We start from the raw sequence: 15,936 nt of genomic DNA on the forward strand, positions 1-15,936 counted from the left end.
TCTCGTTGTTTCGATGATTCGTTGTGCTGCTTCAGTCATGCAGTGAGACTCTCCGGCCATGCGTATCCGTGCTCGCGCCAACACCGATGACAAAGTTGCGGTGCGATGCCACCTTCTCGATCGCGATCCCACGAGGCCAGGCCGGCATGCGCGCCAAATGCACGGCCGCAGCCTGTGCAGGTGTCGACGTAGATGTCCTCGTCGTCGCAGATTTCGCAGTTGTCGCAATACAGGCGCCCATGCGGGCATGCGTCGTCGAAATCGTCCCAGCTGTCGTCGTAATACCGCTCGTCATCGTCCCATCCGCCTTCGATGTAGCTGGGATGCCAGTCGAAAGGTTGCTCGAATGCGGCTGCAAGGCGCCGCGAGAGCATCGAGGCGCGCGCTGCGATGTGTCGGACCTTCATGCCGCACCTCGCGGGAATTCGTCATGCGTGCGGCCGTCGAGATGGCGTCCGGCGGCGCGCTTGCCAATTCGATACAAATCGGGCTCGTCATCGACGTGCCCGTAGCTCGCGAGACTTTCTTCGCCGAACATCCAATCGTCTGCGAACCAGTGCGCGGTCTTCACGACACCGGTTTGCCGCCCGACGTTCTCCCCGGGAGTCCATTCGCCCCATTGCTTGAACAGAAACGGCACGCCTGCCTCGGCACACTGATCACGCACATCTCTGGCCCAATTCGGATGCATCGGCCTCGCGCCGGGTCCGCTTTCGCCGCCGCAGATCACCCAATCGATGCCGCTCTGGATCATCCACGGCTGGCAAATCGAAGCACCGCCGCCCTGCGGTAGGTCGGGCCCGGGCATGGGTCGCTCAAGATCGATCGGCCCGAGCATTGGCTCGATGGAGAGGAAGTGCACGCGCGCGGGCACAGCGAGCAGCTTCGGGATGTCGCGGTCGGCCTCTGCCTGATTGACGACCGTCGCGCCGAGCCAGACGTTGTGGCGTCCCGCCAGCCAGTCGTGCGAACGGGCGCGTGCGACCATCTCGAAAACGTTGCCGATGCGCTTCGTCAGCAGCAGCCAGTCAAGATTCGGCGTGAGTTCGATCAGGTCGAACAGATCGCGACGCCAGATCGGATCGACGGCGTTGTCGAAGACGTCGGCGAGCGATGCGCAGAACACACGCTGGCGACGGCCGTGCTGCGCGAAGAACTCAGCGTGCGCCTTGTTCCATTGCAGCGGCTTGCGCCAGTTCGCAACCGACGTGCGCCGGCGCGGCGCGCCCGGCCCCCAATTGATCGCCGTGCCGCCGGCGAAGCGCGCGTTGCGCGTCTCGGCGTAGCAGTGATCGCAGCCGGGCCCGACCTTCTGGCAGCCTTCCCACGGATTGAACGTGTGATCGGTCCATTCGATTTTGCTGTTCTCGCTCACGCCTTATCTCCCTTCTCTGCGGATGCCGCGATAGCAGCGTCGATTGCGTATTTACCAACGTATCCACCACCTAGATTGATAAGCGTCCCATCGTCGCGAACGCGGCAGAATACGAACGGGCCGGAATAGACGTGACGCCAGCGCTCCGCATCCTTCGCCATCGCGCTGTCAGCGACAGGGGCGGCGCCGTCAGTGATGAGCTTGGCGACACCATCAACCTTTTCGCGATCGCCGAAGACCATTAAGCCTGGGCCGACGCGGAGAATCACTTCCTCGGGCTTAACCAGCAGCCGCGTTCCCGGCTCCGCGCCATTGGCAGCGATACGGGCTTCGAGTTCGGCGATGCGCGTTTCGAGCTTCTTCGCGTATGCGCTGATGCCTCGCGCCGTCCAGCCGCCGTCGATCGCGTCTTGCGGCAGGCCGTCGAGAATGCGCTCAAACTCGGCAATGCGTGCGAGAAGCGGCGTGGTCGCTTCGGCTTCGATAGCGTTGGCGAACTCGTACACGCGCGTCGAGTAAATGCCGCCGGCGGCGTTGCGCCGGCCGTCGTTCGCGATCAGGTCGATCAGATCTTCAGTCATGGTGTCCTGCCGGATATATAAAGTTCGGATCAGTCGCCCACATCTTGTGCTGCGCCTGGGCGTTGCCGCTATCGATCTTTGCCTTCAGCGCTGCCGCCGCATCGCATAGCCGGTTGTAAGCCTCGACGGTGCCGAGCTGCGTTTCGAGGTCGCGCATGGTCCCCCACAGTCCGTATTCGCACGGCCGCATGATGCGGCGCGGTGCTGGTCGGCTGGTGGCCCCCTGAACCGGGAGCTGCTTCACGTCAGCCATTGAATTGCTCCGATTCGCGCAGAAGGTCGCGGAGTGCTTCCTTCTCTTCCTCGGCGGTTTCGAGCGCATTGCCGGAATCGAAGACGCCACCCACGAGCGACCATGCCGATGCGAACACCTGCGCTTGTTCCATGATCTTGTCGACCTGCTCGCCAGTCAGACCTTGCTTTTGCACAGGCTTATCCACCGTTTGTGTGGATAACTGCACTGTCGTGGTTTCGCGCAGAACGTTCTGAACAAGCGTGCCGATCACTGCCGTTGCGGTTGGGCTGAAACCCGAGTCTTTGCAGGCGGCAATCAGCAGATCAACCTGATGACCCGTCAGCGACGCATTCGGCTCCCTGGCTACAGGCGTGGTCGACGCGTCGTGATGCCAAAGGAATGCGCAATAGGCCGCAACGTCGCGCGGGTCGCCCTTCTGCACATGCCGCATCAGTTCAGCCCGGCACTCGTCCATCCAGTCATCACGCAGCCAGTTGTTTGAGTAGCCGTACTTGCGCTGAGCCGCCAGCAGTTTGTTCGCAAGCGAGCGGGCGAACCGCCGCACGAGCTTAGCCGTGTCCGGATGCAACTCGTCCGAGATAACCGGCTCACTGGCCGCCGCCAACGATGCACGCGCCTCGGCCGCGCGCTTGATCTCGGCGTTTGCCACATCGTCGATGTGGCGTTCAGCCAGTTCGGCGGCCTTGTCACGCGAAAAATAGTGCTGGTAGTGCTCGCGAACCAGCTCACGAAAACTCAGGCGCGGAACGCCCAGCGTGTCGAATTGCGGTCGCGCATCCCAAAACGCATCGTCGGCCACATCCATCGCATCGACGGCTGGCGCCACTGCTGCGGGAGTGGCGGAAAACACTTCGCCCTCGACCGGTTCTGTGGGTTCTTCGAAGCCTTGGATGCCGCCGCACAACGCAGCGCGCGCAATGCTCCCGTCTTCGATCATCGTGCAGTCGTCGTCGCGCTCACTGAACAGCCAGTTTTGCGGCTCTCCGCTGACCGTATCGAACTGCTGCTGATCGGCGTCGATGTTGAAATGGTGGCCGTGGGCATAAAAGCGGAGCGCGTCGAGCACAGCGGCCGGAATGGTTTGTTTGGTAGTCATGGTTATCGTTGTCCTTGCGGTAGATCAGATCAGGCGCGGCTAGCGCGCTTGACGGCTTCGATAGCGAGTTGCGCCAGCGTGCCTTTCTCGTAGGTCGTCGAGCCCACCTGCACGCGTTCCGTCAGGCGCGGCCCGATCATCGCGCAGTCATGCATCAGCGCGCAGCTCGCGGAGTCGATGCAATCGCTCGGTTGTTTGCACTTCACATCAGACATAGTTCCTCCGCCGTAAAAAGGCCTCGTTGCGCCGGTTCCGGCCGGCTGTTGATTCGCTCGGTCCAGCGCTTTGCCTCGCGCCAGTCGTTTCCGTTTCTTCCCTGCTTGCGCGCCGAGTAGCTCCACGCCATCGAGTCGGCGGTGTGCAGCAGTTCCCGCACAATCCACGACGACAGCGCCGTCGACTTCAGCCCGAACCCGTGAAGCCGCAAATCCGGCCGCACTGCCTTGATCGCCATCAGCACCCGCTCGATTGCGCGGGGGTCACCGTTGCGCTTGCACACCGACCCGACTCCAACCCACGCACCTTGCGCCAATCGATCGCCATACATCTCGATGTGCCGCACGTAATCCTCTGGGTCGTAACCCTGCAACACCGGCAGGATGTAGACGCCGCCGACGTCGCACTTCACCAGCGCGTCATACCGTTCGATCGTGAGCTGCTGGTGTTGCTCGATCGTCATGCCTGTGATCTTCAGCATGTGCGCTTCGCACATATAGTCCTGCGCTACCGCCGCCAGCAGATTCCCGTTCGTCGACCAGCGCTTGATCTCTGCCGCGTAGACCTCGACGCCTTCCGGGTAGCCGCCGTGGGTCAGGATCGTGGTGAACGCGCCGCTGTCCATGATCCAGTCACCGACCGCGAATCCCGACTTGCGCTTCGCCAGCCGATTTTTGCTGATGAACGCCGCGTCGAAGTGCTGTGCATCGGATGGTTGGTGAAGCCCCGTGAAGAACCGCATGCGTCAGATCACTTCGAGTGCCGCGCGGATAAATTCCGCTGCCGGGCGCGGGTCGATGGCGTTTCCGATGGCGCGCAACTTAGCCACTCGGGCGGGTATCCCATTTCCCAGCCAGCGAACTCGGGGTGGAGGGAGCCGCCGCCACTTTCCATCGGGGCATTCGACGTATTGGCAACCGTCGATACCTGCGACGGCAGCGGCGAACCCCCGGCTCCGAAACTCATGTTCGGTCCACCCTTCTCCCCATCCGAAGCCCGGATCGTCGACCACATCGCGAGCACCACGTTCTGGAGCGTCACTTGAGCTTTCGACCCATCCGGGCGGCGTCCAGACATCGACGTTCCTTGAGGAATGGTCTGGCCGCCGCTCGGTGTCGTAGCAGTGGGATATAGAGCCAGCAGGATCTTGCGAATTGCCACTTGTCCCGCGCTGTTGCCGGCCTCGTTGTAGCCGTCGCGCGCCGGCGCGTTGCTGGGCATCGTGGGCCATAAACCAACAACGATCCCGAAAGTGCTCCGCACCTGCGCTCGCGGCTTCGATAGGCATTGCCCCCACGGCGTATCCCAGCGCTTCCAGGTTATGTCGCACGAGACCGAGCCAGTCAGTCGCTGCCGCAACCTGTTCTCCAAAGAGGATTGCAGGGCGTCGCTCCTTGATGAGCCAGTACCACGCAGGCCAGAGGTGTCGCGGGTCATTAAACCCAAGTCCTTTGCCTGCGACGGAGAAAGGTTGGCAAGGACAGGAACCGGTCCAAACAGGTCGGTCATCCGGCCATCCGGCGACTCGAAGCGAACGCGACCATCCGCCAAGGCCGGCGAAGAAATGGCACTGCGTGTAGCCTCGCAGGTCATCAGGTCGGACATCTTCAATGCTCCTTTCGTCTACGTCGCCCGGCGCGATGTGCCCGGCGGTTATCAGGTTGCGCAGCCACTGCGCGGCGTATGGGTCGATCTCGTTGTAGTAAGCGGGCATCGGGTCAAGTCGTATCAGGCGGCGCTGTCGCAGAGTCCGTAGGAGGAAGCGCAGCCCGTTGAATCGGTGACGTCTGCTAGCAGGTCGTATTGCCGGCCGCCGCGCGTGGTCTTCGCCCACTCGACGCGGGCGCGGATGTTCAGGGCGGCATACACCTTCCGGCGATCTGCCGCGTCGTGGCCGTCCGAAAAGAAGGTCGAGAACCCACGCTTCGAGCACATGCCGACGATCAACTCCCAGCCTTCGATCCGGTCGATGTGCTCGGGATCGCGTCGCGAAATCTCACGAAGACCGTCCTTGTTCTCGTTGATGCATGGGTTGCAACCGACGCGCGACCGGCCTTCGCGGTACAGCGGATTGAGCCGGACGCCGCGCTCAAGTGAGAACTGGATAACCTGTGCTGCGGTGTCTTCGACGATCGGCCGATAAATGTACATACCGCGTCCGACACGCTCGAACACGCGCGCATTGCGCCGGTTATGCGATTCATCACGTCGAACACCTTGCCAGCTGACCACGTGGTATCCGGCATCGACCAGATCGAGTTGATAGGCGACGGCCATGTTCCGCTTCAGCTCTTCCGTGCAAAACTGAGCCTTCCGCGAGGGGAAGCGGCCTTTCCACATGCAGAGGTCGAGGAACGCATTCCCGCTGGGGTACATCACCGATAGGGCGCGACGCTTTGCCTTGTTGCTCCAACGCACCTTTCGGCCGCCGTCCCAGCCCATTTTCTGGATCGGCCTCCAGTCGATCGGCTCGCCGTCCTCGTCGTCCTCCGCGTAGACTGGGACCAGCTTGAGGGTGCCGTCCGCATTCTTGAGATAGACCGGCCTGCCGTAGCGATCGACCTTCGGGACACGCTTGTATTCACGTCGGGTACGAAGGTCTCGGGCGATGAACACACGTTTTGCGGCCAGCTGCGCGGTGAAGTCAGCTTTCAGCCGGTCAATGCGCACACCGGTCGTCTGCTCAAGATAGTCAAGGTGCGCATACACATGATGGTGCTCGTTATCGGTGTCGCAGAAGATCGCGCGGATCGACTCACGCGGCACGCGCTCAACAGCCTTTAGCAGCACCTTCTGGCTGTCCTTGCCGGCGGAAATCGAGACCACGTGGATGACGGGCTTTTTGCTCATACCCTTCTCGTTATGCGATTTGTTTGCGGATGGCCGAGGCGCGCGTCTGCGAGCAGCCAAGGTATTTGCGGATCTCAGTCACGGTCGCGCGGAGTCGCCCTGCGGCAATCTCAGCGGCGACGCGGGTAACGTCATCGACGGTCGTTTCGGGCGCCGCTTTCGGTTCGGTCACAGGCTCGGTCACGGCGTTACCGTGTTCGGTGACTACCGTTACTGCCGCGCCAGTATTGGGTTTGAGCGATTCGACCGGGCGCAGCGCGAGCAGCCAGCAGAAGCACGCGACTGCTTCGAGTACTGCCGCGAAAGCGAGACCGGCGAGCAATTCGACGCGACCTGACGGGAGGCCGAACGCGGTCAGCATGCCGGTCACGGGATCGGTTACGGCAGCGGCGCGCGCGGCGTCGGCGCGGTCCTGCGCGGCTTCCTGACGCTTCGCCTGTGCTGCTTCGGCATCGATCGCATCCAGCCGCGCGGCGAGGCTCGCGCGCTCGATCCGAAGGCTCGGGCACGGCTCGGCGCATCGGCGCTCGGTCACACGGGCAAGTTGCGAGACGATGACGGCGCGGTCAGCGGCGATGACTGCGAGACTGCGACCAGTTGTGGCTACTGCCGGTACTGCTGCGGCACGCACCTCGCCAGCATGCTTCTGAGCCAGGAGGAAAAAGACCGCATGCCCGTAGCAGGTAGCCGCCATGCATCCGATCCAGAGCAGGGCGCCGACAATACGGATGCGCCAGCCGTGCGAACGGATCAGGGCAGGGAGCAGGTGAGCGGCGACAACCAGCACGACGCCGACGGCGATCCAGAGCACCCGCTCGATCACGAATCCTCCCCGCTGCCAGCCCGCCATAACGGACAGACACGCAGCAGTCACGGTCGCAGCGCCTGCGAGTAATGCCGGTTGCGCTCTCATTGGCATGACTCAGGCACCCGTAGCTGCAGCGATGGCCGCATCGACACCTATCGCGAGCGCGTGAAAGTCGATACCGCCGAGGACGCCGCCGTGCTGGTCAATGATTCGGCCGCACATTGCCTTGCACGCGTACAACTTCTCCAGCATCAGCGGCGATGCCGCGATCAAGCGTGCGTTGGCGTCGATCTTCGCGTCGTTCCAATCTTCGGAAACAACGAGTGCGACCACTTGGCCGTTTGCGTGCACGGGCGCCGACGTCGTCAACGACACAGAGTCGTTGTTCGCGTGCCAATCGTGCTCGCAGAAATACATGCCGCTTTCGTCTTTCGCCGTCCAAGGGCCCGGTGTGTGTTTTGTGCTCATGCTCAGATCCTTTTGAATTCGACGACCCAGACCCACGGATTGGCCGCCCATGCACCATCGCCGTTGATCCGGTCCCAAAGCGTCCTGAACGAATCGCGGGCATTGATGCAGATCAGTTCGTCGCACCGCTCGGTTGATCGCAGATAGTCTTTCCAGTACTCACCTTCGTTGCGCAGGCTCTCGACGCCTTCTGCGGCTGCATCGGCCTCGCTGATGCTCTGCAGGCGCTCGACGCGTACACCGGTGATTTCGAGGGTGATGCGCGACGCCCATCGCGGCATGTGGATGGACGGCTTCCAACCCTGATGCAGGTTGTCTTCGAAGTCGACGTACTCAGGAATCGGACCGCCGTCGGCCCGGTATTCGCAGAACTCCGGCTTGTGATAGTCGGTGTCTGGGTCCCACGTGCCTTCTTCCCACATCGGCCCTTGCCACGTCTCGCGCACCCAGAGACGGTCGCCGGGTTCGCCGTAGGGACACTTGCTGCCCCATTCGCCGTCGTCGCTGTATGCGCCGAAGATCTCGGCGCCGGGCTCTTCGTCGCCAGTGCGCGTGATGACGGTCGGGTGATAGTGCGCAACGCGGATCGGCGAGACATCAGCAGGCGGCTGGTTCTTCACGATGCGGCGCGTCTGCGTCTTGCTTCCATCGAGCAGAGCACGCACCATCGGGCCGCTGAAGAGGATCGGACGTTCTTTCACGGCAGCGTCCTCCCGGTGACGTCCTGAACGTACTTGCGCATCAGCGCGACTGCCTCGTGCTCTTTTCCGAAGTAGAAGGCGTAAAAGACCTTTTCGAGATCTACTTTCGCCTCGTCCGTATCGCCCGCATATGGGATGTCCCGCTTGCGCATTTCCTTTGCGAGGTCATCGTCCGACATGTCATCCAGCACGTCTTGCGCATCGACATACACATTGACGTAGGGCATGTCAGGCCTCCACCGTGGCCTTAGCCGCGTCGTACTGGCGGATTGCCCAGGCGATGGCGTACAGATTCCAGATGAAGCGGAATGTGTATTCCTTGCAGCTCCACTCCCAGCAGTCTTCGAAAAGGCGCGGGAATTCGTCGTCGTGAAATTCCATTAGCGCATCGAAAGCGCGAACCTCGCCGTCATGCGAATGGTTCAGCACCTCATCGCGAATCCGTTCCATCAGTTCGGCGCGGCGCTCGTCCGTGATTTCGTACCCCTCCAGATGGCTCTCGATGTGATCGCGCACATGCCGCTCGAAGTTTTCTGCGTCGAACTCTCGCGCTTTCCCGTCGCCATAACCATTGCAGTCCACCGCCTGAAGCTTTTCGCACCAGTAGCCTTCGTTGATGTACAGCTTGCTCGGGTCATTTCCTCGATCGGTGCGGAAGAATGCAAACATGTCGGTCAGGCGCGAGAACACGTACGTCCCCATGTCACCCTTGATGCAGAGCGTTCCCGGCCACGTCAGGATTTCGAACCAGTACGCGCTATTGCCCGGCTGACGGAACATGATGTGACGGTCGACGCCGTTGTCGCGCAGGATCGTCATCTCATGGTGCGCGGTGTCTCGTTCGAATCGTTCTTGTGTGCAGGTCATGTCAGTGTCCAAAAAAGAGTGGGCCAGTACTGCACCCACAAAGCGCCGGCTCGGGGGAGCCGCCGTGGTCGGAGATCTATTCGTAGTAGCGCGGGTAGGGCGCTGCGTTGCTTTCGTGCTCGGGGAGGCGCTCGATCGTGAACGCGCTGTCATGCTTCGCGCCAGACTTCACGACCGCGATCGCTGCGACGCATACGCAGATCCCGACACCGCTCAGTACACCTAAAAGGAAAATGATGAACGATTCCATCGGTGAGTCTTTTCGGGATCAGGTGCAGCGAATCACGCTGCAGCGTTGAAATTCGGCCGCGCGCTGATCTGACGCGGAGCACATGAGCAGGTAGAGCACGACGACAGCGGCGGCACCAGCCCAGATTCGAATCTGTTCGCGCATCACCACACCTTAAGCAGGCGGCAGACGCCTTCGATGATGAAGGGCATAGCGGCGAGGGTCGCGAAGCAGAGCAGCGGGCGCTTCGTCGTGCGGCGCGAGTACTGCGCGAGCTCTTCGTCCGTGAGCGGCGGCATGCTGGCGAAGTACTCGACTTCGTCGACCATGCGCGACGCTGCGGAGTGCAGCGGGTGAATGGCTTCCATCTCGATCACCTATCAGCGAGGCACTACGAGTCGGCCGGCAGAGAACGCCACCTGTACGCGCGCCTTCGGGCAATGGGCCAGATCAGAGAGGGTGAGGACTACGGTCGATCGACCGATGCTTGCGACGAAACGGCAATGGCCGTCGAGGCTTTTTGCAGCTGCACGTCGCATCGCTTTTCTGACGTTCATCTCTCACTCCAGACGATCTGGTGGTGTGTGAGATGCGCTCTAAGTACAAGACACTGCTCTGCAATGTCCTGAGCTTAGGGCGCTCCGCACGTCCGCGCTGATGACTCAGCGCTTGAGACGAAGTATAGAAAACCTAGACAACTGTAGTCAAGAAAATCAATACATGAAATTTGTAACAGCGCAATCGGTGCTGTGATGGCGTGGCCGGTGTAACATCTTCGCCACTATAAAGGGGGCCAAAATGTGGACGGCTGTCTGGTGGGGAATCGGGGTTCTGCTCGTCGTGATCGGCTACTTCGCGCTGCGCGAACTGGCCATGTGGATACGAGCTGCGGTGCTGTGGTATTGGAAGGTCGATGAGACCGTCGCGCTGCTCGCGGACATTCGGGATGAGTTACGTGCGTTGAACGCGCGGCAGGCCCGCGAGAGCGGAAACGGGAGAGTTACCCAGCTCCGCGTATCGGATTCTGATGGCAGATTCGAGCCGTATTAATCCGGGCGCCACATGGACGGCTTAGCGATTCCGGCTACGTAGTGAATCTTGTCGATCTCGGTCTCTTCGAGTGTGATCCGTCCATGGGTTTCATTGACTGACAGCAGTGTGTACCGTCCTGCGGCCTTGTATGCCAATTCCTTAATCATCACGCGACCGTCTTTCGATTTAACGAGGACTTCATCGCCCGGCTGAAACGGGTGGTTTGGTTCGATGATCACGAACTCGCCGTGCTTGATGCGGGGCCGCATCGATTCTCCCGAGCACTCGATCGCATATGCGTCCGGGTCCGTTGTCGGCCAATCTATGTACCCATCACCGTGACCGACCGGATATTCAACCTCCGCCCAGAAACCGTTGTCGCCCAGCTGAGCCATTCCCACCACCGCAAGTGCTTTTCTTTTGCCGAGTGCCTTCGGCCGGTACTCGTCGTTGTACTGGATAGCGGCCTTTTTCTCGCCCACGCGGGCTAGCACCCAGGCACTGTTGTAGCCAAAAACATTCTGGATAGCGACGGCTTCCACAATACTGATCGCCGCTCCCTTAAGCCATGACTCCACTCTCTCCAGAGGAATCTCGACTTTAGCAGCAAAAGCTGCTGCGTCCATGCCTGTTTCCGTCAGCATCTCCTGCACACGTTCAGCCACGTCTTTGCTGTCAAGGGTGGCCAACGCGGAGGCGCCTGGCTGAGAGTCCGGCATCGGGTACTTGGTAACGACCGAAATCTCTTGGATCTGAGCATAGCTCGGCTCGTGCCTGCCATTTTCCCAAGCAGACACGTTTCCCTTGGTCACTCCGAGCTTTTCGCCGAGCTGTTCTTGTGTTAGGTCGGCTTTCTTGCGGGCGGACCTTATCCAGTTTCTCATTTCCATGCGCGGAGGGTATAGGAAATCTAAACGCGACGGGTCGTGATTTTCTTTACTTTCAGGTCTAGAATCTCTATACTTGGTTCGGACATCACTCATTGCCCGACCTCCACATGAATAAGCACCCCGTAGCGATTGCCGCAGCCGAAGTAGGCGGCTTTAAAGCGCTTGCTGAAAAGCTCGGCGTCACGAAGGGCGCTGTTCATCAGTGGATGTCTCCGGGCCGCAAGGTGCCCATCGAACACTGTACCCCGATCGAGCAGGCTACCAACGGTATCGTAACTCGCCAGATGCTGCGCCCCGATGACTGGCAATCGATCTGGCCGGAGCTGGTCGAGCCGGCGAAGCAGGATGCTTCCGACGATGTGCAGCCGCCTGTCGGTGGAGTGAAGAAGGGCAGCAAGTTGGCGCGAGCCAGCGCAGTTCAGTAGTTCGGTCATGAAATGAAGGCGTCAATGCGACGCCTTCATTTGAAGTCTCGACCGAGTCGTAATTCCAGTTGGAATCCGGTTGTTTTTTTCTATAGGACCTAAACGATGCAGATGGAACAAACGCCGTATAAGGCCGCTGCACCTGTTCTGGAGCCCATGATGCGCGAAGGCCGTGCGTCGGCGAGGTTTTTGTCGCGCGAGCAGATCGCCGCATGCGCGTCTTTCCGTGATGCCGTTGTGCTCGCCTGGGAGAACCGGGCTGTGCGCGGCATGACGCAAAGAACGTGTGCCGAACTGCTCGACGTGCCGCCGTCGCACATGTCGAACATGCTCAACCGCGAAGCCGTCGATCGTCACGGGAAGCCTCGGCAGGATCTGCCAGCGCGTCTGGTCGCTGACTTCGAGCGTGTTGTGGGGAATCGCGCGGTGTCGCAATGGCTGTCGCGCATGGCGATGCTGACGCTGATGGAAGAGGTGATTCACAGACAGGAGACGCCATGAAATGACACATGACGAGGCTCTTCGCATAGGCCGACAGGCCGTAGAGGAAGCCCGGCAGCAGGTTGGGGGCAATTGCAAAGACGAACTGTTGAAAGGAATTGAAAAACAAGCATCAGAAAAGCCCGAAGTGGCAGAAGCATTCCGAGTTGTGGGCCATCTGCTACTCGATTCACATCAGGAAACGAAGCATTAACAGGGATGGCCGCTGAGATACGCGGTCATCTCGACGGGGATCAGAAGCTGATCTGCAACACAAGGCGATTGGAAAGCCAGCCGCCTTCTGTTTCCGATTAGTAGTCCTACGCGGCAGGCGCCGCAGGAGATCACCCATGAAGAGTGCAGTTATGTCGATTCTCTCGGCGCTGATGTCGGCTGGCGCGAGCTTTACGCCGTATGCAAAGCAGGCGCGTCGCGCCGGCCATCGTGCGGTCGGTGGAAGGCAATCGAGCAACCGCTACGGTTACCCGTTCATCGGCAAAAAAGAGCAGGAGCGCGCGAAGCGCTTCTACATGGTCGACACGCACCCGAGCGGCGCAATGCGCTCGGCGCCGACGATGCAGCAACACAGCAAGCGCTCGCACGCGCTTCGCCCCGTCAAGTAACGACCGGAGTCGCCATGGAGACCGAATTCATCAGCCCGCGCTCGGGCCGTCGCGTCCAGAGCACGCAGCAGGACGCCTATCACGGCCTTTCGGTCAAGGATCTGACTGCGGGCCAGAAGGTCGTGCTCGACGCGTTCAAAGCGGGAATCCCGCCGCTCACGCGTGAAGACATCGCTGCGATCACGAACAAAAAAATGGGCAGCGTCTGCGGCCGAGTGCGTGAGCTGATCGACGCAAAGCGCCTGTTCGTCGTCGGGACCCGCAAGGATCTCGCGACGCAGACGAGCCACCAGCTGCTCGATACCAAACCGGTAAAGGCCCAATGAGTTTCCATCTCGTCAATCTCGCGTGGCAACGCGACCTGCGCGCGGCACAGAAGATCGTGCTGCTGGCGCTCGCAGACTTCGCGCAGCAATCGACGGGCGAGTGCTTCCCATCGATTCGTGTGCTCAGCGCGAAGTGCGGCCTGTCTGCGTCGGCTGTGCGCGCGCAGATCAAGTCGTTGCAGGCGGCCGGTCTGGTCGACGTCGAGGCGCAGGAAGACGGCATCGTTTACCGAGTGAAACTTGGAGCCGCCGCATGAGCATCCAAGCGATGGTCTGGGCGATGGACCAAGAGATCGTCGCGAGCCCGACGGCGCGCCACGTGCTGCTTGTGTTGGCAAACTACGCCGACGTGAATGGCAAGGCGGCGTTCCCGTCCGCCGACACGCTAGTGCGTCAAACGGGCCTGTCCGAGCGCGCAGTGCGCAACAAGCTTGCCGAAATGGAAGAACTCGGCGTCATAACGCGCGGGAATCAGGCAGTTGTGCAGGCCTATATCGACCGTGGCGATCGCCGTCCGATTTCCTACGATCTGGCAATGCCGCAGGAAGAAAAACGGGGTGCATCTGGTGCACCCCGTAAACAACGGGGTGCACGTGGTTCCGTAACGGGGTGCACGTCGTTCCAAGACGGGGTGCACGTGGTTCCAGAACGGGGTGCACCACGTGCACCCAATACGTCCTTTAACCCGTCCATTAATCCGTCAGTTAACCAAGAGCATACGGACGCTGCGCGTCCTACACGCTCGCAACGCGGTTCGACGACGAAGACGGTGAAGACTGAACTGCCCACCGACTTCGCAATCAGCGAACGAGTTCGTGCTTGGGCCGCTGGAAACGGCCACACGCAGCTTGAGCAGCATTTCGCTGCTTTCGTCACCAAGGCGCGCGCAAATGGCTATCGCTACGCGAGCTGGGATGACGCGTTCATGGAAGCCGTTCGTGCCGATTGGGCGCAGCTGTCGCGCCGCGGTGGCCATCAAGGCTCGCGCAATGACCGGAGCGCCGCCGCAGCCGCGATCTTCCCCACACGCACCACGACGCAGGAGTACATCGATGTCTGACGCAATCGACGAAGTGCAGATCCGCCGTTTGTTCATGCTGCTTCACGGCATGTACGGCAACTCGGTACTCGACAAATATCGGATCGGCCAGGTTGACGATGACGGCGAGGACGTCGGTATGAAGTCGGCCCGCTCGGTCTGGCTCAACGGCCTGCGCGAATTCCCGCAACCGATCGTCATGAAGGCGCTGGCGAAGTGCACGGAAAAGCACAAGACATTTCCGCCGACGTTGCCTGAGTTCCGCGACATCTGCAAATCACTGATGCCGCGCCAGTGGACGGCCGGTACAGAAGCGCCGCGACTGGAGATGAGTGAGGCATTGCGCTCCGAACAGGTCCAGCGTGCCCGCCGAGCGATCGCCGAGACGCGCTTGCAACGTGAGGGCGGCATCCGGACGAGCGAGGGCATCAAGGGGCTGCACGTGTTGATTGCGAAGGCAGTCGGCCATGCCGGCGGCGATGAAGCGGCGACGCTCCTGCGTCTCGATGCGATGCCGATGAGGGCGCGGGCATGATCGTGGCGTGCAACCTGACGCCGGTCCGTTGGGAGCCGAAGCAATGACGGCGCGCGCGAATGCTCTTCGCTATCCGGAAGGTACGACGCAAGTCGGCACGGCGCGCGTGCGGGAGTCGGTTCGCGCTCCGATGACGACGGCGCAGCGCCGCATCTACGAGAAGACGGGCGTCCCGCCGCAGACGGCTGCGATCGACGTCGACGACCCGTTCGATCCGTTGCTGATCCGCCAGCAGCCCGCGAAGAAGCCATCGAAGTATCGCAACGAGAAGTGCGAGGCGGGCGGCATCAAGTTCGACAGCCGAGCGGAGATGAAGCGCTGGCATGAGCTCGTGCAAATGCAGGCGCGCGGCGAGATCACGGAACTCGAGCTGCAGGTGCCGTTCGTGCTCGCGCCGGCTGTCGTCATCAATGGCCGGAAGCGGCCGGCACTCCGGTACGTCGCCGACTTCGTCTACGAGAAGGATGGCAAGACCGTGACGGAAGACGTCAAAGGCCGCGTCACAGAGGGATTCAGGATCAAACGACACCTCATGAAGGCGGTGCTTGGTGTCGACATCGTGGAGGTCAAATGAACTGGGTCAAATGGTCGGACGCGGAGAAAGAGCTCGTGCGGCAGATATACGCATCGACACTGTCTGTTGAAGAGCAGATTCACCTGCTGCCGGGACGAAAAGTCAACGACGTCTGCGCACAGGCGCGTCGCCTGAATCTCGTGAAGGTCAAGCAGTTGCCGCTGCGCGATCGAATCATCGAGGAATTGAAAAGTGGCGCGCCGAGATCGTGCGGCGAGCTCGCGGCATCGCAAAAGGGCAAAAAGAAGTTCATCCGCCAGTTGATGAACGAGCTGCACGCCGAGAAGTTGGTGCACATCCATGCATGGACCGATCGCTATATAGAGCCGATCTATGTTTTAGGCTCGGGCGAAGACGCTCCACGCCCGGCATCGCGCACGCAACTGGAGCACCGGATGCGTCGTCTCGCGCGTCAGCAGGTGGAATCTGATCCGTTCGACGACTCGCATGATGAAGAACTCGACTGGCGTCACAGCACGGTTGCCGAATGGTGGCCGCGCGCTGATGCGGTCGTCACGGCCGCATTCAAGTCGATGGTGATGGTCGGGAGGGCTGCTGCATGAAG

General features: G+C 61.0%; 28 protein-coding genes. 11 read left to right on the forward strand and 17 right to left on the reverse strand.

Going from position 1 to position 15,936, the window contains the following annotated elements:
- Positions 1-35: 35 nt before the first annotated feature.
- The 16 genes from BMW76_RS01320 to BMW76_RS01390 all read right to left on the reverse strand — a co-directional run bounded on the left by BMW76_RS01320 (position 36) and on the right by BMW76_RS01390 (position 9,815).
- A complete protein-coding gene (locus BMW76_RS01320) occupies positions 36-407 on the reverse strand; it encodes a hypothetical protein (protein ID WP_090861888.1) in 372 nt (123 codons plus the stop codon).
- The gene (locus BMW76_RS01325) at positions 404-1,375 is read right to left on the reverse strand and encodes a phage Gp37/Gp68 family protein (RefSeq protein WP_090861890.1); all 972 of its coding nucleotides are present in this window, start codon (positions 1,373-1,375) and stop codon (positions 404-406) included. Before BMW76_RS01325 ends, BMW76_RS01320 begins: the two co-directional genes overlap by 4 nt.
- Positions 1,372-1,881: a hypothetical protein gene (locus BMW76_RS01330; protein WP_143062180.1), complete on the reverse strand. Its 510-nt coding sequence runs from the start codon at positions 1,879-1,881 to the stop codon at positions 1,372-1,374. Before BMW76_RS01330 ends, BMW76_RS01325 begins: the two co-directional genes overlap by 4 nt.
- Positions 1,882-1,948: 67 nt before the next feature.
- A complete protein-coding gene (locus tag BMW76_RS40095; RefSeq protein WP_143062181.1) occupies positions 1,949-2,209 on the reverse strand; it encodes a hypothetical protein in 261 nt (86 codons plus the stop codon).
- Positions 2,202-3,308: a hypothetical protein gene (locus BMW76_RS41740; RefSeq protein ID WP_245763087.1), complete on the reverse strand. Its 1,107-nt coding sequence runs from the start codon at positions 3,306-3,308 to the stop codon at positions 2,202-2,204. The genes BMW76_RS40095 and BMW76_RS41740 overlap by 8 nt, the downstream gene beginning before the upstream one ends.
- A gap of 29 nt (positions 3,309-3,337) precedes the next feature.
- Positions 3,338-3,523, reverse strand: coding sequence for a hypothetical protein (locus tag BMW76_RS40100; protein ID WP_143062182.1), 186 nt, complete (start codon positions 3,521-3,523; stop codon positions 3,338-3,340).
- A complete protein-coding gene (locus tag BMW76_RS01350) occupies positions 3,511-4,266 on the reverse strand; it encodes a deazapurine DNA modification protein DpdA family protein (protein WP_090861894.1) in 756 nt (251 codons plus the stop codon). The genes BMW76_RS40100 and BMW76_RS01350 overlap by 13 nt, the downstream gene beginning before the upstream one ends.
- Before the next feature lie 3 nt (positions 4,267-4,269).
- Positions 4,270-5,238, reverse strand: coding sequence for a DNA cytosine methyltransferase (locus tag BMW76_RS01355; RefSeq protein WP_090861896.1), 969 nt, complete (start codon positions 5,236-5,238; stop codon positions 4,270-4,272).
- Between the two features lie 14 nt (positions 5,239-5,252).
- A complete protein-coding gene (locus BMW76_RS01360; protein ID WP_090861898.1) occupies positions 5,253-6,374 on the reverse strand; it encodes a phosphoadenosine phosphosulfate reductase domain-containing protein in 1,122 nt (373 codons plus the stop codon).
- A gap of 10 nt (positions 6,375-6,384) precedes the next feature.
- Positions 6,385-7,197 carry a hypothetical protein gene (locus BMW76_RS01365; protein WP_322789256.1) on the reverse strand — a complete coding sequence of 271 codons (813 nt, stop codon included), beginning with the start codon at positions 7,195-7,197 and terminating at the stop codon, positions 6,385-6,387.
- A gap of 99 nt (positions 7,198-7,296) precedes the next feature.
- On the reverse strand, positions 7,297-7,650 hold the full coding sequence (locus BMW76_RS01370) for a hypothetical protein (RefSeq protein WP_143062183.1): 354 nt from the start codon (positions 7,648-7,650) through the stop codon (positions 7,297-7,299).
- 2 nt (positions 7,651-7,652) lie between these two features.
- A complete protein-coding gene (locus tag BMW76_RS01375) occupies positions 7,653-8,351 on the reverse strand; it encodes a hypothetical protein (protein WP_090861905.1) in 699 nt (232 codons plus the stop codon).
- A complete protein-coding gene (locus BMW76_RS01380; protein WP_090861907.1) occupies positions 8,348-8,578 on the reverse strand; it encodes a hypothetical protein in 231 nt (76 codons plus the stop codon). The genes BMW76_RS01375 and BMW76_RS01380 overlap by 4 nt, the downstream gene beginning before the upstream one ends.
- 1 nt (position 8,579) lies before the next feature.
- Positions 8,580-9,257: a hypothetical protein gene (locus BMW76_RS01385; protein ID WP_143062184.1), complete on the reverse strand. Its 678-nt coding sequence runs from the start codon at positions 9,255-9,257 to the stop codon at positions 8,580-8,582.
- Positions 9,258-9,294: 37 nt separating this feature from the next.
- Positions 9,295-9,468 (reverse strand): hypothetical protein, encoded by a 174-nt coding sequence (locus tag BMW76_RS40965; RefSeq protein WP_177200278.1) that lies wholly within the window; start codon positions 9,466-9,468, stop codon positions 9,295-9,297.
- Between the two features lie 143 nt (positions 9,469-9,611).
- Complete coding sequence (locus tag BMW76_RS01390; protein WP_090861912.1) at positions 9,612-9,815, reverse strand: hypothetical protein; 204 nt, start codon at positions 9,813-9,815, stop codon at positions 9,612-9,614.
- A gap of 430 nt (positions 9,816-10,245) precedes the next feature.
- Between BMW76_RS01390 and BMW76_RS01395 the strand changes: the two genes are divergently transcribed.
- Positions 10,246-10,497 carry a hypothetical protein gene (locus BMW76_RS01395; RefSeq protein WP_090861914.1) on the forward strand — a complete coding sequence of 84 codons (252 nt, stop codon included), beginning with the start codon at positions 10,246-10,248 and terminating at the stop codon, positions 10,495-10,497.
- On the opposite strand, the gene BMW76_RS01400 is transcribed toward BMW76_RS01395, so the two are convergent.
- Complete coding sequence (locus tag BMW76_RS01400) at positions 10,494-11,462, reverse strand: helix-turn-helix domain-containing protein (protein WP_177200279.1); 969 nt, start codon at positions 11,460-11,462, stop codon at positions 10,494-10,496. The two genes, BMW76_RS01395 and BMW76_RS01400, sit on opposite strands and share 4 nt — an antisense overlap.
- Positions 11,463-11,476: 14 nt before the next feature.
- On the opposite strand from BMW76_RS01400, the gene BMW76_RS01405 reads away from it, so the two are divergent.
- The 10 genes from BMW76_RS01405 (at position 11,477) to BMW76_RS01450 (ending at position 15,934) form a co-directional block, all read left to right on the forward strand.
- Positions 11,477-11,794 (forward strand): transcriptional regulator, encoded by a 318-nt coding sequence (locus BMW76_RS01405; protein WP_090862518.1) that lies wholly within the window; start codon positions 11,477-11,479, stop codon positions 11,792-11,794.
- Between the two features lie 105 nt (positions 11,795-11,899).
- Complete coding sequence (locus tag BMW76_RS01410) at positions 11,900-12,295, forward strand: hypothetical protein (RefSeq protein WP_090861916.1); 396 nt, start codon at positions 11,900-11,902, stop codon at positions 12,293-12,295.
- A gap of 1 nt (position 12,296) precedes the next feature.
- A complete protein-coding gene (locus BMW76_RS01415; protein ID WP_090861918.1) occupies positions 12,297-12,488 on the forward strand; it encodes a hypothetical protein in 192 nt (63 codons plus the stop codon).
- A 136-nt stretch (positions 12,489-12,624) separates the two neighbouring features.
- Positions 12,625-12,897, forward strand: a complete 273-nt coding sequence (locus BMW76_RS01420) for a hypothetical protein (RefSeq protein WP_143062185.1) — start codon at positions 12,625-12,627, stop codon at positions 12,895-12,897.
- A 14-nt stretch (positions 12,898-12,911) separates the two neighbouring features.
- Positions 12,912-13,223 (forward strand): hypothetical protein, encoded by a 312-nt coding sequence (locus tag BMW76_RS01425; RefSeq protein WP_090861922.1) that lies wholly within the window; start codon positions 12,912-12,914, stop codon positions 13,221-13,223.
- Positions 13,220-13,480, forward strand: a complete 261-nt coding sequence (locus tag BMW76_RS01430; RefSeq protein ID WP_090861924.1) for a helix-turn-helix domain-containing protein — start codon at positions 13,220-13,222, stop codon at positions 13,478-13,480. The genes BMW76_RS01425 and BMW76_RS01430 overlap by 4 nt, the downstream gene beginning before the upstream one ends.
- Positions 13,477-14,283 carry a helix-turn-helix domain-containing protein gene (locus tag BMW76_RS01435; RefSeq protein WP_090861926.1) on the forward strand — a complete coding sequence of 269 codons (807 nt, stop codon included), beginning with the start codon at positions 13,477-13,479 and terminating at the stop codon, positions 14,281-14,283. Before BMW76_RS01430 ends, BMW76_RS01435 begins: the two co-directional genes overlap by 4 nt.
- Positions 14,284-14,296: 13 nt before the next feature.
- Positions 14,297-14,797, forward strand: coding sequence for a hypothetical protein (locus BMW76_RS01440; RefSeq protein ID WP_143062186.1), 501 nt, complete (start codon positions 14,297-14,299; stop codon positions 14,795-14,797).
- A 7-nt stretch (positions 14,798-14,804) separates the two neighbouring features.
- Positions 14,805-15,371, forward strand: a complete 567-nt coding sequence (locus tag BMW76_RS01445; protein ID WP_245763088.1) for a DUF1064 domain-containing protein — start codon at positions 14,805-14,807, stop codon at positions 15,369-15,371.
- 140 nt (positions 15,372-15,511) lie between these two features.
- Complete coding sequence (locus tag BMW76_RS01450) at positions 15,512-15,934, forward strand: hypothetical protein (RefSeq protein ID WP_143062187.1); 423 nt, start codon at positions 15,512-15,514, stop codon at positions 15,932-15,934.
- The last annotated feature ends 2 nt before the right edge of the window (positions 15,935-15,936 follow it).

The sequence above is a fragment of the Paraburkholderia diazotrophica genome, from assembly GCF_900108945.1.
Classification (GTDB): domain Bacteria; phylum Pseudomonadota; class Gammaproteobacteria; order Burkholderiales; family Burkholderiaceae; genus Paraburkholderia; species Paraburkholderia diazotrophica.